Annotated in this window: 22 protein-coding genes and 1 tRNA gene; 9 read left to right on the forward strand and 14 right to left on the reverse strand. The window is 60.1% G+C overall.

Going from position 1 to position 22,664, the window contains the following annotated elements; genetic code table 11:
* Window positions 1-71: 71 nt before the first annotated feature.
* Window positions 72-314 carry a hypothetical protein gene (locus tag F1002_RS04895; protein WP_150427876.1) on the reverse strand — a complete coding sequence of 81 codons (243 nt, stop codon included), beginning with the start codon at window positions 312-314 and terminating at the stop codon, window positions 72-74.
* 177 nt (window positions 315-491) lie between these two features.
* On the opposite strand from F1002_RS04895, the gene F1002_RS04900 reads away from it, so the two are divergent.
* On the forward strand, window positions 492-1,577 hold the full coding sequence (locus F1002_RS04900; RefSeq protein WP_191090304.1) for an IS110 family transposase: 1,086 nt from the start codon (window positions 492-494) through the stop codon (window positions 1,575-1,577).
* A gap of 622 nt (window positions 1,578-2,199) precedes the next feature.
* Here F1002_RS04900 and F1002_RS04905 read toward each other — a convergent pair.
* From F1002_RS04905 to F1002_RS04950, 9 genes are all read right to left on the reverse strand, one after another.
* Window positions 2,200-2,694, reverse strand: coding sequence for a hypothetical protein (locus tag F1002_RS04905; protein ID WP_150427878.1), 495 nt, complete (start codon window positions 2,692-2,694; stop codon window positions 2,200-2,202).
* 82 nt (window positions 2,695-2,776) lie between these two features.
* The gene (locus tag F1002_RS04910) at window positions 2,777-3,322 is read right to left on the reverse strand and encodes a hypothetical protein (protein ID WP_150427879.1); all 546 of its coding nucleotides are present in this window, start codon (window positions 3,320-3,322) and stop codon (window positions 2,777-2,779) included.
* A 126-nt stretch (window positions 3,323-3,448) separates the two neighbouring features.
* Entirely contained in the window at window positions 3,449-3,916 is a 468-nt protein-coding gene (locus tag F1002_RS04920; protein WP_150427880.1) for a hypothetical protein, read from the reverse strand.
* A gap of 339 nt (window positions 3,917-4,255) precedes the next feature.
* The gene (locus tag F1002_RS04925; RefSeq protein ID WP_150427881.1) at window positions 4,256-4,597 is read right to left on the reverse strand and encodes a hypothetical protein; all 342 of its coding nucleotides are present in this window, start codon (window positions 4,595-4,597) and stop codon (window positions 4,256-4,258) included.
* Window positions 4,598-5,041: 444 nt separating this feature from the next.
* Window positions 5,042-5,479 carry a hypothetical protein gene (locus F1002_RS04930; protein WP_150427882.1) on the reverse strand — a complete coding sequence of 146 codons (438 nt, stop codon included), beginning with the start codon at window positions 5,477-5,479 and terminating at the stop codon, window positions 5,042-5,044.
* A 96-nt stretch (window positions 5,480-5,575) separates the two neighbouring features.
* Window positions 5,576-5,926, reverse strand: a complete 351-nt coding sequence (locus tag F1002_RS04935; RefSeq protein WP_150427883.1) for a hypothetical protein — start codon at window positions 5,924-5,926, stop codon at window positions 5,576-5,578.
* Between the two features lie 102 nt (window positions 5,927-6,028).
* Window positions 6,029-6,403, reverse strand: coding sequence for an Imm1 family immunity protein (locus tag F1002_RS04940; RefSeq protein WP_150427884.1), 375 nt, complete (start codon window positions 6,401-6,403; stop codon window positions 6,029-6,031).
* A 93-nt stretch (window positions 6,404-6,496) separates the two neighbouring features.
* Window positions 6,497-6,757: a hypothetical protein gene (locus tag F1002_RS04945; protein WP_150427885.1), complete on the reverse strand. Its 261-nt coding sequence runs from the start codon at window positions 6,755-6,757 to the stop codon at window positions 6,497-6,499.
* A gap of 93 nt (window positions 6,758-6,850) precedes the next feature.
* A complete protein-coding gene (locus F1002_RS04950; RefSeq protein ID WP_150427886.1) occupies window positions 6,851-7,231 on the reverse strand; it encodes a hypothetical protein in 381 nt (126 codons plus the stop codon).
* A 160-nt stretch (window positions 7,232-7,391) separates the two neighbouring features.
* On the opposite strand from F1002_RS04950, the gene F1002_RS04955 reads away from it, so the two are divergent.
* The 3 genes from F1002_RS04955 to F1002_RS04965 all read left to right on the forward strand — a co-directional run bounded on the left by F1002_RS04955 (window position 7,392) and on the right by F1002_RS04965 (window position 10,373).
* Window positions 7,392-8,360, forward strand: a complete 969-nt coding sequence (locus F1002_RS04955; RefSeq protein WP_150427887.1) for an integron integrase — start codon at window positions 7,392-7,394, stop codon at window positions 8,358-8,360.
* Between the two features lie 76 nt (window positions 8,361-8,436).
* Window positions 8,437-9,774, forward strand: a complete 1,338-nt coding sequence (locus F1002_RS04960) for a replication-associated recombination protein A (protein ID WP_370452105.1) — start codon at window positions 8,437-8,439, stop codon at window positions 9,772-9,774.
* The gene (locus F1002_RS04965; RefSeq protein WP_150427888.1) at window positions 9,774-10,373 is read left to right on the forward strand and encodes a DUF4126 domain-containing protein; all 600 of its coding nucleotides are present in this window, start codon (window positions 9,774-9,776) and stop codon (window positions 10,371-10,373) included. The genes F1002_RS04960 and F1002_RS04965 overlap by 1 nt, the downstream gene beginning before the upstream one ends.
* Window positions 10,374-10,379: 6 nt before the next feature.
* Here the strand turns inward: F1002_RS04965 and F1002_RS04970 are convergent, their stop codons facing one another.
* On the reverse strand, window positions 10,380-11,555 hold the full coding sequence (locus tag F1002_RS04970; protein WP_150427889.1) for a DUF1501 domain-containing protein: 1,176 nt from the start codon (window positions 11,553-11,555) through the stop codon (window positions 10,380-10,382).
* 14 nt (window positions 11,556-11,569) lie between these two features.
* Entirely contained in the window at window positions 11,570-13,147 is a 1,578-nt protein-coding gene (locus F1002_RS04975) for a DUF1800 domain-containing protein (protein ID WP_150427890.1), read from the reverse strand.
* A 202-nt stretch (window positions 13,148-13,349) separates the two neighbouring features.
* Between F1002_RS04975 and serS the strand changes: the two genes are divergently transcribed.
* Window positions 13,350-14,636, forward strand: a complete 1,287-nt coding sequence (gene serS / locus F1002_RS04980) for a serine--tRNA ligase (RefSeq protein WP_150427891.1) — start codon at window positions 13,350-13,352, stop codon at window positions 14,634-14,636.
* Between the two features lie 80 nt (window positions 14,637-14,716).
* Here serS and mltF read toward each other — a convergent pair whose 3' ends face one another.
* The gene (gene mltF, locus F1002_RS04985) at window positions 14,717-16,234 is read right to left on the reverse strand and encodes a membrane-bound lytic murein transglycosylase MltF (protein ID WP_150427892.1); all 1,518 of its coding nucleotides are present in this window, start codon (window positions 16,232-16,234) and stop codon (window positions 14,717-14,719) included.
* Between the two features lie 26 nt (window positions 16,235-16,260).
* Here mltF and F1002_RS04990 point away from each other — a divergent pair.
* From F1002_RS04990 to F1002_RS05005, 4 genes are all read left to right on the forward strand, one after another.
* Window positions 16,261-16,348 (forward strand) — tRNA-Ser (locus F1002_RS04990).
* Between the two features lie 246 nt (window positions 16,349-16,594).
* A complete protein-coding gene (locus F1002_RS04995; protein WP_150427893.1) occupies window positions 16,595-17,572 on the forward strand; it encodes an ABC transporter permease in 978 nt (325 codons plus the stop codon).
* Window positions 17,572-18,969 (forward strand): ABC transporter permease, encoded by a 1,398-nt coding sequence (locus F1002_RS05000; RefSeq protein ID WP_191090312.1) that lies wholly within the window; start codon window positions 17,572-17,574, stop codon window positions 18,967-18,969. The genes F1002_RS04995 and F1002_RS05000 overlap by 1 nt, the downstream gene beginning before the upstream one ends.
* Window positions 18,969-20,948, forward strand: a complete 1,980-nt coding sequence (locus tag F1002_RS05005; RefSeq protein ID WP_150427895.1) for an ABC transporter ATP-binding protein — start codon at window positions 18,969-18,971, stop codon at window positions 20,946-20,948. Before F1002_RS05000 ends, F1002_RS05005 begins: the two co-directional genes overlap by 1 nt.
* A gap of 5 nt (window positions 20,949-20,953) precedes the next feature.
* Here the strand turns inward: F1002_RS05005 and F1002_RS05010 are convergent, their stop codons facing one another.
* Window positions 20,954-22,462 carry a transglycosylase SLT domain-containing protein gene (locus F1002_RS05010; RefSeq protein ID WP_150427896.1) on the reverse strand — a complete coding sequence of 503 codons (1,509 nt, stop codon included), beginning with the start codon at window positions 22,460-22,462 and terminating at the stop codon, window positions 20,954-20,956.
* Window positions 22,463-22,664: the final 202 nt, after the last annotated feature.

Consider the following 22,664-nt stretch of genomic DNA (forward strand, 5'->3'; position numbering starts at 1 on the left):
CGGTGTTAGACATGGCAGTCGATTGGAAAAGCTGCCAGCGGTGGGACAAGGGGGTTGGCAGTAACTGCATTTCAGTGGATGAAACGGGACAAGGTAAGGGCTACCACAAGAAGCACTTGCAACCAAACGACTGAAATAAGCACCTTGCCGGGCTTGGGATGATGTTTCTGAAACTCTCGAATCATGCTCCAGTACGACTGACGAAAATTTGAGCGGTCAACGACGAAAAACTCTCGGTAGCGAGTACCGAAATAAAGATGTACACCTGCTGCACAGAGAAACAAACCAATTAATAACCAGTCGATGGGAGTCATGGTGGGCGCAGGAAATGTCTAACGTTTTAGGTAAGGGGCGGCCCGCTTGCGGGACGTCCCAGCAGCCGAAGGCTGCGCCTTGACTGATGGGATGGACTCCCCCGTCTTTTCATCGCCCAATAGGCGATGCCGGTGCTCATGGGGATGGGGATCGGTCTTCGACGAAAGGAGTCCGAAATGCATGCTACTACCGTTGCAGTTGATCTGGCCAAGAGTGTATTCCAGATTGCGGTTGCCGATGACAAATGGAAAGTTGTCGGGCAGGAACGGCTGACCCGCAGCCAGTTCGAACGCTGGTTCCACAACCGGGATGTGAGGCTGGTGATCATGGAAGCCTGCGGTTCAGCCCACCATTGGGGCCGTTGGTTCAAGCGACAGGGGATTGAAGTAAAACTGCTGCCGGCGGCCTACATCCGGGCCTACGTGAAGCGCAACAAGACCGATGCCGCCGATGCCTGTGCGCTGCTTGAAGTCGCGCGTTGTGCCCACATCGTGCCGGTCCAGGTGAAATCCGTCGAACAGCAGGCGCTGCAGGGATTGCACCGCATCCGTTCGCGCTGGATGGGGACACGCACTTCGCGCATCAATACGCTGCGCGGCTTCTGCCGGGAATTCGGGTTGAACGTGCCGCAAGGCGCCCGTACCGGCGTTGAAGCGATGAGCCGGGCACTGGCCGATCCCAACTCGGCCATTCCACTACTGATCCGCGAGTCGATGAAACTGCTGATCGAGGAAATCCGCCTGCTCGAACTGCGCATTGCCCAACTGGAGCGGGAACTGACTGCGCTGGCCCGGCAAAGCCCGGCCTGTGCCGAACTGCTGACCATTCCCGGCATTGGCCTACTCACGGCCACCGCGCTGGTCGCCGCCACGGGCGGCAGCGTCAGCCACTTCAAGGATGCCCGGCACTTTGCCAGCTGGTTCGGCCTGACGCCGAAGGAATTCTCCTCCGGTAACAGCCGCAAGCTGGGACGAATTTCCAAGAGGGGGGATCGCTATCTGAGGATGCTGCTGACGCATGGCGCTCGCGCCGTGCTGCGGGCGGCCGAACTGGCCAGGCGAGCCGGAAAGCCGCTCGATGGGCTGCGAACCTGGGCCACGGAGATTCAGGCACGGACCCATCACAACAAGGCGGCTTGTGCCCTGGCCAACAAGTTGGCCAGGATCTGTTATGCCGTGCTGCGCGATCACACACCGTTCGGTAGCCCGCAACCCCGTCAGGAAAAGAAGCTCACCCGTACGGCCTTTGCCATTGCCGCCTGAAAGGAGAAACCGTGTTCCTGTTTCCCCCCTCCCTGCGTTTGCTTTGAGACTGATCGCCCTTCATGGCTAATTGGGTCGCACCCACACGGATTGACGCCGATAACTCTGCCGGCAGCTTCATGCCTGCCGCTCGTACCGATTGGCGCTCCGTGGGCAGATTCCATGTCGGCATGGGTCATACAGAACCCACATCAGATGCCGGATATACGACTGCATGCGCTTCCATACCGCCAGAACTATCGATCAGTTTCCTTGTTTTTTGGGGGAGTCCATATACGCCATGTTAGGTGCGGACACTTGCCATACCCCAAGCGACGTGCAGGAACTGCTTGTGGGAGAAGCCATCGGCCACCTGCCCGAACGATGACGGGACAAGAAGAACGAAGACTGATGTTGGCTCCAACTCGCCGATATGGTGCCCCTCCCACCGTGAGGCTAATAGAAAGTGGGAATGCTCCGCACCTTCGTAAAAAACCGGATTGTCCAAACGCAACAGGTACCAAATGTGCGAGCTATCTGCGGAGCTAGGTGTGCCCTCGACAACTCCTTCGCGCGGCAAAAGGCCTGTGAAAGTTTCGTTTTGGTCGAAGTAATCAATATGGAGCCGCATAGCACCTAACGTTCAAGGTAACCGGCCTTGCGCGGCTTTATGCGCAGGGTCCGGTTGACCGCAGGGTTGGGCATCACTGTTTCCCGTTGTGTATAGACCTACAAGTGCCGTGCAAGTCTTCGTTGCGAAGTCTGCGGCCGGGAATATTGTGTTCTTGATTTCTGTTAGCTCGGCAATCGCAATTGGAATTCTTTCCCAGTTCGTCAGAATTTCGTGATGATCGACAAAGAAGCCATGTATTAAGCGATTTCTCTTTTCTAGGGCTGGCTTAAAAATCGTATCGACCTTGCCATCGAATTCCTTTCCGAGGGCTTTCTTGAGCTCTCCAATCAGCCGCCCTATTTCCATTCTTTCGAACTTCTTGAAAATCTTTTCATTGCCGTTGCCATGCTTCGCATGGTTTATCACTCGCTCGTTTAGCACGCATATATTCCAGAGTTGTTCCTCCAAAATACTGGACCAGTGCGCGGCTTCGCCAAACAGCCTATATACGTCAGAGATAGTCATCGGCTTGTGATGCCCAACGTTTAAATTCACCGGACTGCGCGGCTTTTCGCGCAGGTCCGGTGGAATGATGGGTTGGGCGTCCTCATTTCTGGAAGCGGTTCATGTCAATTAGCTCGAAGGTGCTCATCTTGTCGAAAGTGGAGGCATAGTTGTCCCAAAGGTTCTTTGATGTGCCTGCGATGGAAACGACAGCCACATCCATGCCATTGCTACCCCAAAAGAGTGAGTAGAGAATGTGATATGGCCCCTCCTCGGTTTCAAGGCAAACGCGTGTAAAGAGCCCTTGGCTGGTTTCATCACAAGTTTTGAGTACCTTGACCTCCTTCTTCTTGGTCCCCACAAAATCAAGAATGAATTCCTTAGCGGTCTTGCCTGCCCCCTGTTTCACTCCGACGAAGGTCTGGATACGAACACCAGTTGTGTATGGGCGATTGCCAGTGGTGTCTTCACGGGACAAGGTCCAAGTGTAGACCGATCCTTGATGCCCTTCGGCGTAGAACCAATCCTTTGGCCGAGGAATCTTGCCACCGGTTGGCTCAAGAACTTGAGTTTCAAATTCAGATGGCGGTTTCTGCGCGAAAGTTGAACACGAAATTAGCAGGAACGCTGCGGTGAGTGCTTTTATCATGGCTTCATGAGACGGTTGAGGATGGAGACGCCCAACGTTTGAGTTCAGGGGCCGGCGGAGGGCGAAGCCCGGAGCGAACCGGCAAGCGCAGCTTGCCGGCGGTCCCCTGGAACGAGAGGTTCGGCGTCATTGGGGTACCGCTGGCGGTTCATAGATTGACCACTCATGAGACAAAGGATCGTACGAGAGATACGGCATGTCTTGGGCATTCTCGGTGGTTACTGAGACCTTCTTGTTCGTACCTTTCGCAAGTGCTTCAAGAAACTGAAGGACTTCATAGTGGTCGGCATCGCTCTGGACTTCTCGTGGATCAAGATCGAGTTCGATTTCGTCTGGAACGAAGAAGTGACAGTTTGCTGTAACTCTTCCGAGTTTCACGCTCAAGAGATGCGCTCCGTCACGAGCCGTGAAGATTTTCTCTACCTCGGGTAATGGGCGGTCTTGACCTTCATACAAATACCGATAGCCATACTTTCCTGCGAGCGAGAGCAACAACGCCCAGTCGGTTAAGGCGGTGTCGAGCACGTAGACGTCACGTAGGGCGCCATCCTTCTCCCAGAGATCGCGCGGCTGAATGGGGGTGGGTCGAGTCATGACGCCGAACTTTAAAGATCACCGGCCTGCGCGCTTTTTGCGCAGATCCGGTGGAGCGATGAGTTGGGCGTCATTGTGCGAACACTCATCGATGGTCAATACGGTCAATGAACAGTCCAAGACGAGACATGCGACCACTGACCAACACCTTTTCACCTGCCTGCGGTGTATGCCCGGAAAGACGCCCTTCTAGGCAAATGCGAGAACCTACGCCCTCGAACTCCAAATGACCATATTGCCCACAACCACGGGAACTACGGGATGGTTGGTCAACTGAAATGACCCGGACCTCTACACGGTCTGACGGTGATCCGATGAGCGTAGTGTTAGGGTGCTGGGTCATGACGTCAGAGATTTTCTAACTGTCCACGTCGCGAGGAGATCGGGATCCTCTACTGTTTCTCCGGTGCTCCGGAGCGAATATGTTCCCGGTTTCGCAGCACAAACTGAATCGAGATTGGGCGGCATTAGCCAAGTTTCGCCGTCTCGCTTGCCCCGAAGTGAAATTTGAACACCATCACCTGAAACTGATTCAATGATGCCGTGCAGTTGCACTTGTTCGATAAACGAATCATCGTGCGCAAGATAAGTAAGGCCAATCAGGATGTACTTGCCGACATACGATTCGGCAAGCTCTTGATCGAATTCGGGCGGCGCACTACCGCCGTTCCATTCGTACATATAGTGCTCTAACGTTGCAGGCAAGGGGCGATCCGCTCGCGGGACGTCCCAGCGGCCGAAGGCCGCGCCTTGACCGGGATGTTAGGCTGCATGAGTGAGGCAGCGGCTAAGTATTTGCGCTTTATGGTACGGGCCATCGTTGCTCAAATCATGCTGTGGAATGTCGAACTGCACCCAATAGAAATAATCTTCGCCTTGAACTGTTTGAACAGGCTCAGGTGCACTTGAGATCACCCCTTCACAGTCGTTACGCCATCCCCCGCAGACGCCGGAAACGGAAACTCGCGTGCCGATAGGGAACTCTTGGCTCAAAGCGAAAGGGCAATATGGGTCGAGCAATTGTTTTCCTTTGATGCCTAACGTTGTAGGTAAAGGGCGCTGCGCGGCGCTTTATCGCGCAGCGTCCAGCGGAGGCCGAAGGCCGGAGCGGCTTTGACCGGAATGTTAGACACTGGCCCGCCCTTGTGCGACTGCCTCAAACTCGCTGATTGCGGCGACAACATTTGGGTGTGCTGCCACCCAATGGGTACCGAGAAACTGGGCGACAGTTTTTGAGCCAAGAATGGCAGACAGAGAGCCGTTTTTCGCAGCTTGAAGCAAACCATGGCAGGAATGCATAACCTCTTCGCTTTCAGCGGCTGAGGGTTCTCCTGCCTCAGCATGCCACTCACGCTGAACAGCGGAAATCTCTGCTTTGAACGACGAACCATCGGGGTTTTTGCAAGAAGTGACCATAACGAAGTACTGCCCACCGAGTTGTACCTCGTCGCAATAAATGTAGCGACCGATACTTCCCTTGCTTGCATAGGGGTCTAGGGCGGAACCTAATTCAGCCCAAGCTTGCTCTGTCAGAAGTACGCCGAATACTTTCTTTTGATTCATAGGACTGTCCATTCTTGAAAGCGCTAACGTGCAGCTAAACGGCGCGCCGCTTGCGGTGCGTCCGAGCGACCGAAGGGAGCGTTTTTGAGCGGAGTGTTAGAGCGCAATTTTGCCAAGAGATACCTCTTTGCCTGGATTAACCTGGGTGCCATAGCGAACCACTGCTGTTTTCCGAATGACGCCTTCACAGCTGACGATGACCTCGTAATTTTCTGGCTTTGGGGAAACTACAAAGTCTTCCGAAAAGGCTTGGCGTTCGATTGCTCTTTGCGCATGAGGCAGGCGCCCTCCTGATTCTGACAACAGATAAATTTCGCAATTTTTTGTTGGGACGGAAAGTTCGCCCGTGACGTAAAACATCCCCTCGCCGACAACTAGCCCGGTGCACCCACCGATGAGAACCGCAGGGGTGAGTGCAAGAAAAAGTAAGTAACGGAGAAACTTCACCTTGCGCTCTAACGTTTAGCTTGAGGTGCCGCCTGCCGGCAGCGCCGGCAGGCGGTCCCCTCGAAGCGATGGTTAGAGCCCGGGCCGCCGCAAACACAGAGATTAGCTTTCATACCAAGAAATCCAATCGGGCTTTGCACCGTCGTTGACGAAGAAATAGGCGAGCACCTTGTAGCACTGCTCGACGTTGACGCACCAAGCAAGAGGATATTCGTCTACCTGTCCGTTGGACAGCACATACGAAGCGGAACCTGGTTTGCTCTCCTCCGCTTGTGATACGAAACCGCTGTCAGCGCTAAATCGGAGATACATGAGAAATGCATTTTTACCGTTCCGAAGCATGCAAACGGACGGACCAGTCTCGATAGACAACCACAATTCAAATTGGTCGGTGCTATTGAACTGATCAAGTAGACCGCCAAGCTGCTCGACGGAAACGACTGACTGGGTGTGGTCATTGAAGGTGACGGTGAGCATGAGGGCTCTAACGTTGGAGGTAAGGGGCGCGAAGCCGGCTTGCCGGCAGAGCGTCCCTCTTGACCGAAGTGTTAGGTGTGGAAGAGGTTGTACTCACCGGAAAACCACCTTTCTCACCGCAACCAAGAGTTCATTGAACTGAGACAAAAGCTCTTTTTGCAACGAATTGCCACTCAACTGAATTGCTTGAACAATGGATTCCATTAGCAAAGCCCAGCCATCGGTAAGGCCGTTGATCGACGAGAGTCCATCTTTGAGAGCTTGGGCGGCTGTAGCTTGGCCTTGCTCTTGCAACTGAGCAGCCAAGTCGCGAATGTGTTGGAACAGCTCTTCGTTGGATGAATAGGCTCGCATGGGCGAAACACCTAACGTTGTAGGTAAGGGGCGCTGCGCGGCGCTTTATCGCGCGGCGTCCAGCGACCGGAGGGAGCGGCCTTGACCGCAATGTTAGGTGTTGAGCGCATGAAGAACCTGAATTGCCAAGGCACCGGCGCCAACACCAATGCCTCTATTGTGCTTTCCGAGGTTCTGACTGTCGGTCACGTCTCGCCATTCGTAGACCTCGGGTTCCGAATCTCCATTGTCGATTTCAAACTCGATGAATCTCTCATTTTGGGTAAGCAGAACTCCAAACATTCCTTGAATGCCAGGGTAGTCAATTTCGAGATCGATAACGACTGCCTTTGAGAGATCAACAGTTCGCTGCTGGGAAGCACGCAGCAGTGCCTCTGGCACAGGATGGGTGCGCCAGTACTCCGCAGTTTCGCGGAGTGAACGCAAGGTGCGTGCATTCTGCTGTTGCACGTTGAGTTGACGGGGCTTACGCACGACTGGAACGCCTAACTAGAAGTAGACGTCAAAAACGACGTATACCCTTTGCAACTGACGTATACGCTTATGAATGTAGCTTTCCAAAATCCTTCTTGCATATGGATTCTCATTCAATTACTGTGTTTATGTACAGTTATATTTGCAGGGGTTTTACGTCATGGATGCTGTTGCACCGACTTTGCTTGGCCGGGTTCGCGAGGTCATCCGCTACAAGCACTACAGCATAAGGACGGAACGTGCGTATGTCGAGTGGGTACGTCGATTTGTGGCATTTCATGGGCGCCGCCACCCGCGAGACATGGGAGCGGAGGAGGTTCGGGCCTTTCTGACGCATCTGGCGGTGGAGGCAGATGTTGCGGCATCGACCCACCAGCAGGCTTTGTCGGCGTTGCTCTTTCTGTACCGTGAGGTGCTTGAGGTGGATTTGCCTTGGCTGCTCAATCTGGCACGTCCCAAAAAGCCGAAGCGCGTCCCGGTCGTTCTGTCGCGTAGTGAAGTAGGGCGCTTGTTTGAAATGCTCGACGGATCTCATGCCTTGATGGCCAGGTTGCTGTACGGCACCGGCATGCGCTTGATGGAGTGCATACGCTTGCGCGTCAAGGATGTCGATTTCGAGCGTGGTGAAATAACGGTTCGGGATGGCAAAGGCGGCAAGGACAGGCACACGATGCTGCCGGAATCGTTGGCCGATCCGTTACGGCAACACCTGCTGCATGTCCGGGCTTTGTGGGGTAACGACCGGGCGGCAGGGGTTCCCGGGGTTTATTTGCCGACGGCCTTGGCGCGTAAATATCCCGGTGCGCCGGAATCGTGGGGGTGGTTCTGGGTGTTTCCGGCGTCCGCGTTGTCGGTTGATCCGCGCAGTGGCATTTCGCGTCGCCACCATGCGCAGGAGCAGACATTGCAGCGGGCGATCAAGCGCGCGCTGGGCGAGGCGGGGATTGTCAAACCGGCATCGACGCATACGCTGCGCCATTCGTTTGCCACCCATCTGCTGGAATCCGGCTACGACATTCGCACGGTGCAGGAGTTGCTCGGTCATGCCGATGTGTCGACAACCATGATCTACACTCATGTACTCAACCGGGGCGGGCGGGGCGTATGCTCACCGCTGGATCGAATGTGATTTGGGCTTGCCGGACGGCGGCGGTACACTGCCGGCATTGCGTTAAAGGCGGTTTGGCCGCCGGTCGAGGGTTTCGTTGAGCGATCTGTTTTCTCAGGATGTGCCGGGTATTCCGGCTGACCGCAGCCAGCCGGCCTTTGCGCCGCTGGCCGAGCAATTGCGGCCGCGGACGCCGAATGAGGTGATCGGCCAGCAACATCTGCTTGGGCCGGGCAAGCCGCTGCACCTGGCATTTGCCTCGGGGCAGCCGCATTCGATGATCCTGTGGGGGCCGCCGGGGGTTGGTAAGACGACGCTGGCGCGCATGATGGCCACACAGTTCAGTTGCGAGTTCATTGCCTTGTCGGCGGTGTTTTCCGGCATCAAGGAAGTGCGCGAGGCGGTGGCGCAGGCCGAGATGTGGCGGGCCCAGGGCAAGCGGACCATCCTGTTCGTCGATGAAATCCACCGCTTCAACAAGGCGCAGCAGGACGGTTTTCTGCCCTTTGTCGAAAGCGGCCTTTTCACTTTTATTGGTGCCACAACCGAGAACCCCTCCTTCGAGGTGAATTCGGCGCTGCTGTCGCGGGCGTCGGTCTATGTGCTGAAGTCTCTGGACGAAGGCGAGATGGGGCAGCTGTTCGACCGTGCACGCGATAAGGCATTGGCCGATCTCTCCTTTGACGACGATGCGCGGACGCGGTTGATCGGGCTGGCCGATGGCGATGCCCGTCGCCTGCTCAATCTGCTGGAGCAGGTGCGGACGGCGGCCCATGCGGCCCGGCAGGCAACGGTCGATGGCGCCTTCATCGAGGCGACGATGGCGCAGAACCTGCGCCGCTTCGACAAGGGAGGCGATGCCTTCTACGATCAGATTTCGGCCTTGCACAAATCGGTGCGCGGCTCCAGCCCGGATGGGGCGTTGTATTGGTTCTGTCGCATGCTCGACGGCGGTGCGGATCCGCGCTACCTGGCACGTCGCATTATCCGCATGGCCTGGGAAGACATCGGCCTGGCCGACCCGCGGGCCATGCAGATTGCCAACGATGCGGCAGAAACCTTCGAGCGCCTCGGGTCGCCGGAAGGCGAACTGGCACTGGCGCAGGCGGTGACCTACCTGGCGGTTGCGGCCAAGTCGAACGCCGGCTACAACGCCTACAACGCAGCACGCGCCTTCGTGAAGCAGGACGGTTCGCGGCCGGTGCCGGTGCACTTGCGCAATGCGCCGACCAAGCTGATGAAGGAACTGGGCTACGGCAAGGAATACCGCTACGCCCACGATGAGCCGGAAGCCTATGCTGCCGGCGAAACCTATCTGCCGGATGGCATGCCCGAGCCGCACTGGTACGACCCGACACCCCGCGGACTGGAGGGCAAAATCGGCGAGAAGCTGGCCCACCTGCGCGAGCTGGACCGCAAGGCCGGCAAGAAATAATGGACCTCGTCCAGACCATCGCCCTCTCTGCCGGGCTGGCCTGGGCGAGTGGCTTGCGCCTGTATCTAGTGCTCTTTCTGACGGGTGTGCTGGCCCATCTGGGCTATCTGCACCTGCCGGAATCCTTGCTCGTCCTGACGCATCCGCTGGTCATGGCCGCCTCGGGCGGCATGGCGCTGGCGGAGCTGGTGGCCGACAAGGTGCCGGCCTTCGATTCGCTGTGGGACAGCTTCCAGACCTTCGTTCGCATTCCGGCCGGCGCCTTGCTGGCCGCCTTTGCGCTGGGCGATGTCGACCCGGCCTGGATGGTGGCGGCAGGCCTGCTTGGGGGCACGATCACCGCCGGCACGCATTTCGCAAAGGCCGGCAGCCGGCTGGCGATCAATGCCTCGCCCGAGCCGTTTTCGAACTGGCTGGCTTCCTTCGGCGAGGAGGGTATGGTGCTCGGCGGCGTGTGGGCCATGCTCGCCTCGCCAGTGTTGTTCCTTATCCTGCTGGCGGTGTTCATGATCGCAGCAGTTCTTGTCATCCGTTTTTCGTATCGCCTGCTGGCCGGGCTTTTTCGCCGCCTGTCGCGTTCCGGGAACAGGGCTGCCTAGCGTCGCTCAGGCCAGCCCGGGGATGCCGGGTAGCACCCGTTGCAGCGTGGCCATGTCGAAACCCTGTGTTTCCTTCAGCATCCGTCCGAGCAGGCTGCGCCAGTCGACAGTGACGCGCAGGTCGCGGCCTTCGTTGAGTTGGCCGTCAGACAGCCCGGGAAAATCGCCGATCTGCCGTCCGCCCGCGATGGTGCCGCCGAGCAGCAGTGCCAGCCCGCCGTGGCCGTGGTCGGTGCCCCGCGTGCCGTTCTCGCGCGCGGTGCGGCCGAATTCGCTGCACACCAGCACCTGAGTGCGTCGCCATTCCGTCGCCCCCAACCCTTCTCGCAATGCAAGCAGCCCCTCGGTGAGCTGGGGCAGGCTGCGGCCGAGGGCGTTTTCCTCTTCGGCATGCGTGTCGAAGCCGCCGAGATCGATGAAGGCCATGCCCAGACGGGGCTGTTCCCGAAAGATGCGCGTCATGGTGGTCGCCGCCTTGGCAAAACCGGCGACCCCGGCGGCGCCACGTGAGGCCTTGGGGTCCATGCCGGTGGCGCGTTCCAGTTCAGCCTGGCTGGACAGGGCCTGCTCAATGGCCTTGCCGCTGCGTTGCTGGCTGTGCATGGCAAGAATCGCATCGAGCGTGCGGTCATGGCGCACCTGCAGCCCGCTGCCGGAGAGCGGCATCAATTCGGCATCGCCGCCTTGCAGGGTGAGCGGCGGGCTGGCGCTGAAGCCGATACTGCGCACGTGCGCCCCGGCCGCTTCGCCGGCACGGGCCAGAAAGCCCTGGCGGCCCTGAGTCTGGCCATTGCCGAGTTCGAGAAGATCCTGCGCCTGGAAATGGCTGCGGCTGCGGTCGGTGGTGCCGAAGCAGGGGGCGAAGGCCAGTTCGTTGGTAGCGTAGAGGTCGGCGAGGGCGCGACAGGCGGGATGGGCGGCAAACCCGCTGCCGGCGAGCGGGATGCCGTTGCTCAGGACTTCACGGCTCAGACTGGGGCGCAGGGACGGCAATTGGGGATCGGCGACGGGGGCGAAGGCGAACAGGCCGTCGAGCGCGCCACGCAGGAAAATGACGATCAGGCGGCCATCGCGAGGTGTGTCGGTTTCGAGCGCGAAGGCGGGACGGAGGGCGTTCCCGAGTCCCAACGCCAAGCCGGCACCGAGCAACTGGCGTCGTGTGGGGGATGCAGGGCGGTGCATGGCGAAATCTCCGTTTAACGGCGCATGAATTCAGGGCTGGCGAGCAGGGCGGCGATTTCTTCCCGCGGCGAGAGCCCGTTCAGGGCGGCACGGGTTTCCGGGGCCAGCGGCCCGACTGCCCGCCGGACGGATTCCAGATCGGGGCGGCACGCGGTGAAGTCGCTTCCGGCGTTGGTGGTAGCCAGAGGCACCGGGCGGCTGGCCAGTGTCTGGGCGAGTCGTATGCGCTTGGCCATGGCCGGTGACGACAGCCAGTCGGCCTCCTGGCTGCCATAACCATCCGGAGTCGAGCGCAGGAAGGGGGCTTGGCCGTGGTCCTGCGCCGTGCGCCACAGGAGCTGGCCGTTGCCGATGACCTGGCCGTCACACACGGCGCGCGCCACCGACAGCACATAGTCGACCGGCTCCTTGAATTTGCCGGGGTATTGCAGTGATTCGGCAAAGGCCGGGCTGTCGATCAGCGGGGCCAGCGTCGCGGAGATGCGGCCATCACTGTTGCGGAAGGCTACTGCCATGGCCTTGACCAGCTGGGGCGGCGGATCGTCGGCCAGGAAGCGATGGGCCAGTTTGCCAGCAATGTGTTCGGCGGTTTGCGGGTGGCTGGCCAGTTGCTCTAGCGCCTGGCGGATTTCGTCGATGCCGTGGCCGGTCGGGTAGCTACGCCCGAGCAGTCGTTTCTCACCGAAGTCGTGGCGGTTGGGATCGAAGAAGAAATAGCCGATCCGCTCGGCGCCGGGGGCGTTCAGCGCGTGTTCCGGAAGCCGGTTATTGATGACCCCGGCACCGGTGATGATGCGGGCCAGTGCCTGCACATCGCTTTGGGTGTAGCCGCCACCCACGCCCAGGGTATGCAGTTCGAGCAGTTCGCGTGCCAGGTTTTCGTTGATGCCGGCGTTATGGCCCATGCGTTCGGCGCGTTGGGCGAAGCGGGAGTCGGCGGCGACGGAGCGGTTGTTGTCGAGATAAATCTGCATCGCCGGGTGGAAGAAGCTGGCCTTGAGCAGTGCGGCGAAACTGTCCTCGCGCATGGCACGCTCGATCTGTCGGGCGTAGTCGGCGGCGAGGAACTTGTTGAGATGCTTGAGGCCGTGGATGGAGAAGTGGTTGAGCCAGAAATTGAGCAGCGCCTCATGGCCGGGATTGTCGGAATTGGCACTTTCGAGCAGGCGGTTGGCGCTGGCGGCGTTGAGCATTTGCCGGCCATCGACCTCGCGCTGGGAGCGCACGGTATCGCTACCGAGCGGTTGTGGGGCGGCTGGCTTGTCCATCCGTTCGGTACCGCCGGGGCCGTAGAGCGGCCACAGCTTGTCGAGCGGCTCGGCCGCCGGCGAGGCAGCAATCAGGGCGGTTACAGCCGCTGGGTAAGCCGGCGTGCCGCGAATCGCGCGATCCAGGTAGCGACGCGGTGTCATGCCGGTCGTGGCAAGCAGGCTGGCCCGGTCGGCGCCGTAGCCGAAGCGGTTGAGCAGGGCGCGGGCGGTGGTTTCGTCCATGGGTTGGTCGAGTCCGGCATGTGCCCTGGTAGCAGCAAACAGCGCGCCTATCAGCAGGGCCGCCATGACCTGGCGGAAGAGCAGGGGAGAGCAGTTCATGAATGAATCCTGCGATGAGCGGTGGCGAATTCAGAGCCATTGTGCCGGGATGAGCGCTCGACAGGTGTGTGCATTTGCAAGCAGTTGTTTCACGCCCTCTGCCTCAAGTTGGTGCCGCCGCCTCGCGTATAATTGCGCTTTTCGCCGACATTTCCGGTTGGCTGCGTTCTTAGGCGGTCACGGCAGTATTTCAGGACACATCATGCTCGACATTCAACAACTCCGAACTAATCTCGATGCCGTTGTCGCCGGCTTGGCCAAGCGTGGCAAGCCGATCGACTTCAGCGAATTCTCGGCACTGGAAGCCGAGCGCAAGACGCTGCAGACCCGTACGCAGGACTTGCAGGCACAGCGCAACAGCCTGTCCAAGCAGATCGGCATGTTGAAGGGCAAGGGCGAGGATGCTTCCGGGGTCATGGCACAGGTTGGCGCGCTGGGCGACGAGTTGAAAGCGTCCGAAGCCCGCCTCGGCGAGTTGCTGGAAAAATTCAATGCCATCCTGGCCACGCTGCCGAACATTCCGGACGAGTCCGTGCCGGTTGGCAGCGACGAAACAGGCAACGTCGAGCAGAAGCGCTGGGGCACGCCGAAGCATTTCGATTTTGTCGTCAAGGATCACACCGACATCGGCGAGGGGTTGAACCAGCTCGATTTCGCCACGGCCGCCAAGATTTCCGGTGCGCGCTTCTCGCTGCTCAAGGGCGGCGTAGCCCGCCTGCATCGCGCCCTCGCCCAGTTCATGCTCGATACGCACACGACGAAGCATGGCTACACCGAGGTGTATGCGCCGTACCTCGTGAATGCGGCCAGCCTGTTCGGTACCGGCCAGCTGCCCAAGTTCGAGGAAGACCTGTTCAAGGTGCTGCGCGGTGACCAGGACCCGCTGTACCTGATCCCGACCGCTGAAGTGCCGGTGACCAACATCGTGCGCGACGAAATCCTCGCTGCCGAGGCGCTGCCGTTGAAGCTCGTCTGCCATACGCCGTGCTTCCGCTCCGAAGCCGGTTCGGGGGGGCGTGACGTGCGCGGCATGATTCGCCAGCACCAGTTCGACAAGGTCGAGTTGGTTCAGGTCGTTCATCCGGACCAGTCGGCTGCCGCCCACGAGGAACTGACCAGCCACGCCGAGGCCATCCTCGAAGCGCTGGAACTGCCGTATCGCCGCATGGTGCTGTGCTCCGGCGACATGGGCTTCTCCGCCGCCAAGACCTACGACCTCGAAGTGTGGCTGCCGGCACAGGATACCTACCGCGAAATTTCGTCCTGCTCCAACTTCGGTGCCTTCCAGGCGCGCCGCATGCAGGCCCGTTTCCGCAACGAGAAGAACAAGCCGGAGCTGTGCCATACGCTGAATGGTTCCGGCCTGGCCGTCGGCCGCACACTGGTCGCCATCCTCGAGAACAATCAGCAGGCCGATGGCAGCGTGGTCGTTCCGGCGGCCTTGCGTTCGTACATGGGTGGCCTGGAGCTGCTGGAGCCGTTGCGCTGATCCTCGGCGTGCGCCGAAGGGTTTAACCGGATACCCGGCCCGATCCCCGCCTGCGGCAAGCAGCGCGGGGATTTTTTTTGTCAGTTGCTCGCGCTGGCGTTTATGGTCGGCAGCCTTGGCGGTCGATTCTCGGTGTCGTCGTCGGGTTCGCCGATGACCTTGGCGGCAGCCATGCGTCTGGTGTAGGACTTGCGGCGCTCTTCGACTTCCTGCACCAGGCGCTTCAGGCTTTCTGCCGTCTTGGGGGTGGGTCCGAAGGGCGGGGCGTTGCGCAGCAGGATGTCGTAGTAGCTGCGGATGTTCTCGACCAGGATGACCGCCTCGCCGCCGCGTGCCTTGCCGATCTTGAGCTGTTGCGCGATTTTGGGTTGCGATAGCTTGGGCAGGACCCGCTTCATCTCGTACCAGGCGTTGGGGTCAACCTTGAGCTGCCGGGCGAGGCTGCGTGCCGCGCCGAAGTGCCCGGGGCCGATGTTGTAGGCCGCCAGCGCCAGCCAGGTGCGGTCAGGTTCCTCGGCATCGTCGGGCAGCTGGTCCTTGAGCAGGTTGATATAGCGTGCCCCGGCCAGGATGCTTTCGCTCGGGTCGAGGCGATTGCTGACTTGCAGGCGGTCGGCGGTGTCTTCGGTCAGCATCATGATGCCGCGCACGTTGGTGTAGCTGGTGGCGTTCGGGTCCCATTGCGACTCGTGATACGCCACGGCTGCGGTTAGGCGCCAGTCGATTCCGGTCAGCACCTGGGCTGCCTGGAAATATTTGCGGTACTTGGGCAGGGTTGTTTCGACCGCACCGAGAAACCTGACGATGTCGGCCTGTTCGAGGCGTCGAACGTGGCCGAGATAGCGATCTTCCAGCCGGGCCAGCGTGCCGTCGCGCTGAACGCGTTCGACGAAGCCGTCGAGCCTAGCCTTGAGTTCTGCATTGGGGTGGCGGCCCAGTACCCAGGCCACCGGCAGGTTCTCGGTGAGGTTCAGAGAAGAGCGCAGGTTCGGTACGTGCTGGTTGGCCAGGTCTTCGACGCTTTCATCGAGGGCGACATATTCGATACGCCGGTTGCCAAGCTGTTCGAGCAGTTCGAAGACATCGGCTCCGTTGAATTCGACGACCTTGAGGTCCCGAATCCGCTGCGAGAGTGCACGCAGCGTTTCCGCCTGGCGCGAACCGGCCATGACATGAACCGTTTTGCCACTCAGTTGCTCGAGTTCGTTCAGCGGCAGGGTGGCTTCGTGCTGGATCAGGATGTCGCGGGTCAGGAAGATCGGCGGCGTCGTTTCGATCGACGCATCGCTGCCCGGCGACAGCCAGCCGGCCGCCAGGTGGTAGCGGGTGCCGGTGATCTGGGCTTCAAGGTTGTCCGGATCGGCAACGATATATTTGACCCCGACGCCCAGTTCCTGGGCAAAAACCTGGGTCAGGTCATATTCCAGTCCGCCGGGATTGCCGTTCTCATCGGTTGTGTAGGTCAGCGGGCCGGGACGGACGAGGACGACGAGGTCGTGCTGGGCTGGTGTGGGGAAGGGCAGGCGACCGAACATCTCGCCGCAGCCGGCGATAAAAAAAATGAAAGTCAGCAGTAATAGACGTTCTATCCGGCGCATCTGTTGTGCTATTATCTCGCTCCCGCGGAGAGGTGGCAGAGTGGTCGAATGTACCTGATTCGAAATCAGGCGTACTGCAAGGTACCGAGGGTTCGAATCCCTCCCTCTCCGCCAGGGACTGAAACAAGCCATATTGACCAGTCGAAAGACGTACGGTGAATGTGGCTTTTTTCTTTGGTGCTGTCCCGTTTGCCCATTCCGCAGGCTTGGAGGCGCGGAGTATAACCGAGTCGGACCGGGGGCTTGTTCGAACTCTGTAAAGCTTTGTGAATCCCGGTGCTGCGCCATCGCTCAAGCAGCGTATGACGGCCTTTTCGCAAGCTTACCCATAGTTGCCCGGGTCTTGGCATAATCGCGGCAATGCTTGCCTACATCGTCCGCCGCCTTCTCTACGCGCTGCCCATCCTGCTCGGGGTCAATCTCATCACCTTTGCGCTGTTCTTCGTGGTCAATACACCCGACGACATGGCCCGCATGCAACTCGGGGTCAAGCGCGTGACGCCGGAGGCGATCCAGAAATGGAAGGCCGAGCGCGGGTACGACAAACCCCTGTTGCTCAATGCCGAGGCGGGCGGCTTGGCCGTGCTGACCGAGACGGTCTTCTTCCAGAAGTCGGCCCGCATGTTCGTCGGCGATTTCGGGCGCGCCGAGGACGGTCGGGACATTGCCCGCGAGATCGGCAACCGCATGGGGCCGTCGTTGGCCATCGCATTGCCGACCTTCATTCTTGGCCTGTTCGTCACCGTGACCTTCGCGCTGACGCTGGCGTTCTTCCGCGCATCGGCCTTCGATTTCTGGGGCGTCGTGCTGTGCGTGGCGATGATGTCCATTTCCGGCCTGTTCTACATCATCGGCGGCCAGTATCTGATCAGCAAGGTGTGGCGGCTGGTGCCGATTTCCGGTTATGGCGGCGGGCTGGAGGCGTGGCGCTTCCTGATCCTGCCGGTGTTGATCGGGGTGGTTTCGGGAATCGGTTCGGGGACGCGATGGTACCGAACCGTCTTTCTGGAGGAAATCACAAAGGATTACGTTCGTACTGCTAGGGCAAAGGGAGTGTCGGAGGCCGCTATATTGTTCAGACATGTGCTGAAAAACGGAATGACACCGATCCTGACTCAGTCGGTCGTTGCAATTCCCGGCTTGTTTATGGGTTCTCTGATCATGGAGTCGTTTTTTGGAATTCCGGGGCTAGGGAGCTATACGATTGAAGCCATCCAGTCGCAGGATTTTGCGATTGTTCGTTCAATGGTCTTCATCGGAGCTGTGCTCTACATCGTTGCTTTACTGTTAACCGACATCTCGTACACGATTGTTGATCCTAGGATTCGACTGAGATGATTAATTTTCAGCCGGTCGTGCTTTGGTCCGATATTTTTGTCTGGCTGCTCGTGCTGTGTGCAGTGGTTTTTGCGCTAGCGGTTCGAAGAAGGGAGCATCTTCGCCAGCCTTGGGTGAAACTGGCCGCAAATCGTATAGCGATGGCCTCGGCCACCGTGCTTCTCGCCTTCGTTCTGATCGGCCTGTTCGATTCCCTGCACTACCGCGTCGCTCTGGAGGGCAAGCCGGGCCAGAAGACCCAATACGCGGTCGAGGTGCTGTCGGTGCTCGACGCGCTGGCGACCCCCTTGCGTACGCGCAACGAGAAAACCTATTCCGAACCCTTTGCCACCCGGCTGTATGCCAAGGAAACCGTCGATGTGCCGGGGCAGGGGACGGTGCGCGAGTACCCGCGCCTCAAGTACGGCGGCAAGCATCTGGCCGAGCACGAGGACGAAGTGGCGGCCGATGCCGGCTTTACGGCCTTCCGTGCCGGTGCGCTGGCTTTTTTGGGCTGGCTCGCGGTAGCCGGGGTGGTGTCAGGTGTCGTCGGGCATGGCGAAGCGCCGGGTACCGGCTGGCAGCGTATCTGGCGCGGTGAAACCGCCTTTGCGTGGGATGCGGTGCTCGTTGCCCTGGCGCTGATGTTGCTGGTGGCCGTGCCGCTATTCTGGCTTTCCGGGCAGTACCACGTGTTCGGCACCGACAAGGTCGGCCAGGATGTGCTGTACCAGATTCTGAAGAGCGTACGCACCGGGTTGATTATCGGCCTGGTCACCACGCTGGTCATGCTGCCGATGGCGGTCTTGCTCGGCATCGTCGCCGGCTATTATCGCGGCTGGGTGGACGATGCGATCCAGTACATCTATACCGTGCTCAATTCCATTCCCGGCGTGTTGCTGATCGCTGCCGCCGTATTGATGATGCAGGTGGTCATCGACACGAATCCGCAGTGGTTCTCGACTGCCGCCGAGCGCGCCGACCTGCGCCTGCTGGCGCTTTGCTTCATCCTCGGCATCACGTCGTGGACCGGCCTGTGCCGCTTGCTGCGCGGCGAGACGCTGAAGCTGCGCGAACTCGAATACATCCAGGCGGCACAGGCCTTCGGCGTCTCGTCGTGGCGCATCATCATCCGCCACATCCTGCCCAACCTGATGCACATCGTCATCATCGCGCTGGTCATGGATTTTTCCGGGCTGGTGCTGGCCGAGGCAGTCCTGTCCTATGTCGGCATCGGCGTCGATCCGACCATGACCAGCTTCGGCACCATGATCAACAATGCCCGCATGGAGCTGGGGCGCGAGCCGGTGGTCTGGTGGTCGCTGACAGCGGCCTTTGCCGCGATGTTCATTCTTGTGCTGGCCGCCAACCTGTTTGCCGATGCCGTGCGCGACGCTTTCGATCCGAGGGCTGCGTGATGCTGAAGGTCAATAATCTCCGCGTTGGCTTCACCTCGGGCAAGCGCCTGTTGGCCGCCGTCGACGGCATTTCCTTCGCCATCGCCAAGGGCGAAACTTTCGCCTTGCTCGGCGAATCGGGGTGCGGCAAATCGGTGACCGCGCAGGGCATCATGCGCCTGCTGCCGACGGCCGGACGGGTGCTTGGTGGCAGTGTGGCGATGGAGGGAGAGAACCTGCTGGCGCTGCCCGAAGCCGACATGCGCGCCTGGCGCGGCGGCCGGATGGCGATGATTTTCCAGGAGCCGGCAACCAGCCTCAATCCTGTGCTCACCGTCGGCCAGCAGATCGGCGAGGTGCTGGAGCGGCACCTCGGCATGACCGGTGCGGCGGCCACCGGGCGCATGGTCGAATTGCTGCGCCAGGTGGGTATCGCCGATCCGGAGCGGCGGTTGAACGAATATCCTTTCCAGTTCTCCGGCGGCATGAAGCAGCGGGTGATGATCGCCATTGCTCTGGCCGGCGAGCCCGAACTGCTGATTGCCGACGAGCCGACCACTGCGCTCGATGTGACCGTCCAGGCGCAGATTCTCGATCTGCTGGTTCGTCTGCAGGCCGAGCGTGGCATGGCCATTCTGCTCATTACCCACGATCTCGGTGTCGTCGCCCGCATGGCGCACCGCATCGGCGTCATGTACGCCGGGGAACTGGTCGAGGTGGCCAGCCGGGAGGCTTTCTTCAGCCAGCCGCGCCACCCCTACACCCAGGCGCTGTTCAAGGCATTGCCGGATATGTCGCGACGCGGCCAGCGTCTGACCACCATTCCCGGACAGGTGCCCTCGCTGGCTGCCATGCCGACCGGTTGCCGCTTCGCCGAGCGTTGCGCCCGCGTCATGCCGGTTTGCCGGGAGCAGTCGCCGGTCTGGCGCGACGAGCAGTCGCATGCGGTCCGCTGTCACTGGCAGGAAGCGGTCGTGGATGCCGATGTGGTGGGTGTCGGCCATGAAATCACCGATCTGTCTGTCTCTGCCGGCAAGGAGTTTCTGCAGGTTGCGGACCTGAAGGTCCATTTCCCGATCCGCAAGGGCTTGTTGCAGCGAACGGTTGGCCATGTTCGCGCAGTCGACGGCCTGTCGCTGGCCATCTTGCCAGGGCGGACCCTGGCGCTGGTCGGCGAGTCCGGTTGCGGCAAGACGACGGTGGGCAAGGCGCTGCTGCAGCTGATTCCGCCGACCGAAGGTTCGGTGCTCCTCGGCGGGCAGCCATTGGTCGGCCTTCGCGGGGCTCGCCTGCGCTCGGCGCGTCGCCATATGCAGATGATTTTCCAGGATCCCTTTGCCTCGCTCAATCCTCGCTTGCGGGTCGGCGAGATCATTGCCGAGGGGATGGATGCGCTGGCTGTGGTTGGTGATGCGCGCTCCCGGCGCGAAACCGTGGCGGCGCTGCTTGCCCAGGTCGGGCTGCCAGAAGAGGCCATCGACCGCTATCCGCACGAATTCTCCGGCGGACAGCGCCAGCGTATCGCCGTGGCGCGGGCGCTCGCTGTGCAGCCCAGCCTGTTGATCTGTGACGAGCCGACATCGGCGCTCGATGTGTCGGTCCAGGCACAGATTCTCAACCTGCTCAAAAAACTCCAGTCCGAACTCGGCGTAGCCTACCTGTTCATCACCCACAACTTCGCGGTGGTCGAATACCTGGCGCACGACATCGCAGTGATGTATCTCGGGCGGATTGTCGAGCGTGGCAGGGCCGAGGAGGTGTTACGCACGCCGAAGCACCCTTATACGCAAGCCTTGCTATCAGCCATTCCACTTCCGCGTCTGGAGGGTTCTACGGCCGTTATCCGGCTGTCCGGAGAAACGCCGTCACCGGCCAATCCGCCGAGCGGCTGTCATTTCCATCCGCGTTGCCCGCACGCCATGGATGTGTGCCGCAGCCGCTATCCTGAATCGGTGGATGTAACGGCAACGCAGCGGGTGAGTTGCCACTTGTTGTCCTGATCTACTTACTTGCGGGGCTTGTTGGCCGGTTTTGCAGTCTTGGGCGGGCTGCCTGCGGTCTTGCCGGAAGCGGCTTTCGGTGGTGCCTTGGCGGCAAGTCTGTTGGTGGAGGTTTTACCACTGCCAGCCTTCTCACTTTTTGCCGACGTTCCCTTGCCTGCCTTGTCGCTCTTGACGGCAAGCGGTTCGTCGCGCGTTGGGCATGCCTTGGCGCCTTTTTTGACCGGCTTGCCGCAGGCTCGTGCGCTCCGTTCGGGGGCGATGATGTGTTGCGGCGCTGCGGTATTGAGCAACGAGGCCAGGCCTGAGGAGTTTCCTGTGCCGGGGACGAGCAGGGTCGATCCGCTGCCAAGGCGTACTTTTTCGGAGAGGCCGTTGACGCGGGCCAGTTCGGCGGCGCTGGTATCGAAGCGGGCGGCAATCTGATCCAGGCGCTCCGCCGTGGTGACGATGTAGGCCTGCCATTGCGTCAGCGGCACCTTGTTGGCGTGCAGATTGCTGCGGAAGGTATCCAGTTTGTCGGCGGGAATGACCACCGGCGTATCCGGTTTGATGATCGGCCGGTTATGGGACGGATTCAGCCGCTGGAACTCCTCGACCGACATGTTGGCCAGTCGCGCAGCCGTCTTGACGTCGATCGGTTGCGGGCTTTCCAGGGTGGCGAAGTACGGTTCGTTCGGAATGAAAGGCAAGCCGAGGCGGGCGATTAGCCCCGGGTTGCCGAAGATGTTCTTCAAGGCCTGCAGCTTGGGAACATAGTGCCGCGTTTCGTTCGGCATGTTCAGGCTGGGGTAGTCGGTCGGCAGGCCGCGTGCTTCGTTTTTGACGATGGCCCGCTTGACGGCGCCTTCGCCCCAATTGTACGAGGCGAGGGCGAGATGCCAGTCGCCGTGCATGTCATAAATGGTCTGCAGGTAGTCGAGTGCGGCATTGGTCGAGGCAACGATGTCGCGGCGCTCGTCACGCCACCAGTTCTGTTCGAGATTGAAGCGCTTGCCGGTAGCCGGGATGAACTGCCACAAGCCGGAGGCGTGGGCGCGCGAATAGGCATTGGGGTTGAACGAGCTCTCGACCATCGGGAGCAAGGCCAGTTCGGTCGGCATGCCGCGCGCTTCAAGTTCCTCGACGATGTGGTGAGGGTAGGGGCGGCTGCGTTCGACCATGCGGCGCAGGGCGTCCGGACGGTTCTGGTACCACTGCTGATAGTGGAGGACCAGGTCGTCGTTGAGATCGGTCATCGCAAACCCGTTGCGAATCCGGTCCCAGAGATTGTTCTCGCGCACTGTCAGGTCGATGTTGACCGGGAGCACGGGAGCGCCCTGGATTTCTTGCACCGTCAGGGCCTCGTCTGCCGCTGCGACGGCTTGCTCGGGAGCGGACGGGATTTTCAGCGACGGGAAGATCGATAAATCGCCAAACTGTGCCACGGCGGGTGTCGCCAGCAGGCCCAGCGCGATGACCATCAATGTTTTGCGAATCCTGAGCAGAGGCGGTGAACTGTTGCTGTGCTGCATGTAGGGAGTGCCTGGCTCACGCAATTCTGGAGGGCACAATTATACCGTGTCGTTCGGGGCTGCTTCGGGAGAAACGGTGTAAAAAAACAGTAATAAAAAAACCAGCCGAAGCTGGTTTTTTTATTACTGGCGGAGTGGACGGGACTCGAACCCGCGACCCCCGGCGTGACAGGCCGGTATTCTAACCGACTGAACTACCACT

The organism is Dechloromonas sp. CZR5, from assembly GCF_008711155.1.
Lineage (GTDB): Bacteria > Pseudomonadota > Gammaproteobacteria > Burkholderiales > Rhodocyclaceae > Azonexus.

Excerpts from the sequence above, each read along its gene's own strand:
- F1002_RS04895 (WP_150427876.1), bottom strand. The coding sequence starts at position 314 with ATGACTCCCATCGACTGGTTATTAATTGGTTTGTTTCTCTGTGCAGCA.
- F1002_RS04900 (WP_191090304.1), top strand. The coding sequence starts at position 492 with ATGCATGCTACTACCGTTGCAGTTGATCTGGCCAAGAGTGTATTCCAG.
- F1002_RS04905 (WP_150427878.1), bottom strand. The coding sequence starts at position 2,694 with ATGACTATCTCTGACGTATATAGGCTGTTTGGCGAAGCCGCGCACTGG.
- F1002_RS04910 (WP_150427879.1), bottom strand. The coding sequence starts at position 3,322 with ATGATAAAAGCACTCACCGCAGCGTTCCTGCTAATTTCGTGTTCAACT.
- F1002_RS04920 (WP_150427880.1), bottom strand. The coding sequence starts at position 3,916 with ATGACTCGACCCACCCCCATTCAGCCGCGCGATCTCTGGGAGAAGGAT.
- F1002_RS04925 (WP_150427881.1), bottom strand. The coding sequence starts at position 4,597 with ATGTACGAATGGAACGGCGGTAGTGCGCCGCCCGAATTCGATCAAGAG.
- F1002_RS04930 (WP_150427882.1), bottom strand. The coding sequence starts at position 5,479 with ATGAATCAAAAGAAAGTATTCGGCGTACTTCTGACAGAGCAAGCTTGG.
- F1002_RS04940 (WP_150427884.1), bottom strand. The coding sequence starts at position 6,403 with ATGCTCACCGTCACCTTCAATGACCACACCCAGTCAGTCGTTTCCGTC.
- F1002_RS04945 (WP_150427885.1), bottom strand. The coding sequence starts at position 6,757 with ATGCGAGCCTATTCATCCAACGAAGAGCTGTTCCAACACATTCGCGAC.
- F1002_RS04955 (WP_150427887.1), top strand. The coding sequence starts at position 7,392 with ATGGATGCTGTTGCACCGACTTTGCTTGGCCGGGTTCGCGAGGTCATC.
- F1002_RS04965 (WP_150427888.1), top strand. The coding sequence starts at position 9,774 with ATGGACCTCGTCCAGACCATCGCCCTCTCTGCCGGGCTGGCCTGGGCG.
- F1002_RS04970 (WP_150427889.1), bottom strand. The coding sequence starts at position 11,555 with ATGCACCGCCCTGCATCCCCCACACGACGCCAGTTGCTCGGTGCCGGC.
- F1002_RS04975 (WP_150427890.1), bottom strand. The coding sequence starts at position 13,147 with ATGAACTGCTCTCCCCTGCTCTTCCGCCAGGTCATGGCGGCCCTGCTG.
- serS (WP_150427891.1), top strand. The coding sequence starts at position 13,350 with ATGCTCGACATTCAACAACTCCGAACTAATCTCGATGCCGTTGTCGCC.
- mltF (WP_150427892.1), bottom strand. The coding sequence starts at position 16,234 with ATGCGCCGGATAGAACGTCTATTACTGCTGACTTTCATTTTTTTTATC.
- F1002_RS04995 (WP_150427893.1), top strand. The coding sequence starts at position 16,595 with ATGCTTGCCTACATCGTCCGCCGCCTTCTCTACGCGCTGCCCATCCTG.
- F1002_RS05005 (WP_150427895.1), top strand. The coding sequence starts at position 18,969 with ATGCTGAAGGTCAATAATCTCCGCGTTGGCTTCACCTCGGGCAAGCGC.
- F1002_RS05010 (WP_150427896.1), bottom strand. The coding sequence starts at position 22,462 with ATGCAGCACAGCAACAGTTCACCGCCTCTGCTCAGGATTCGCAAAACA.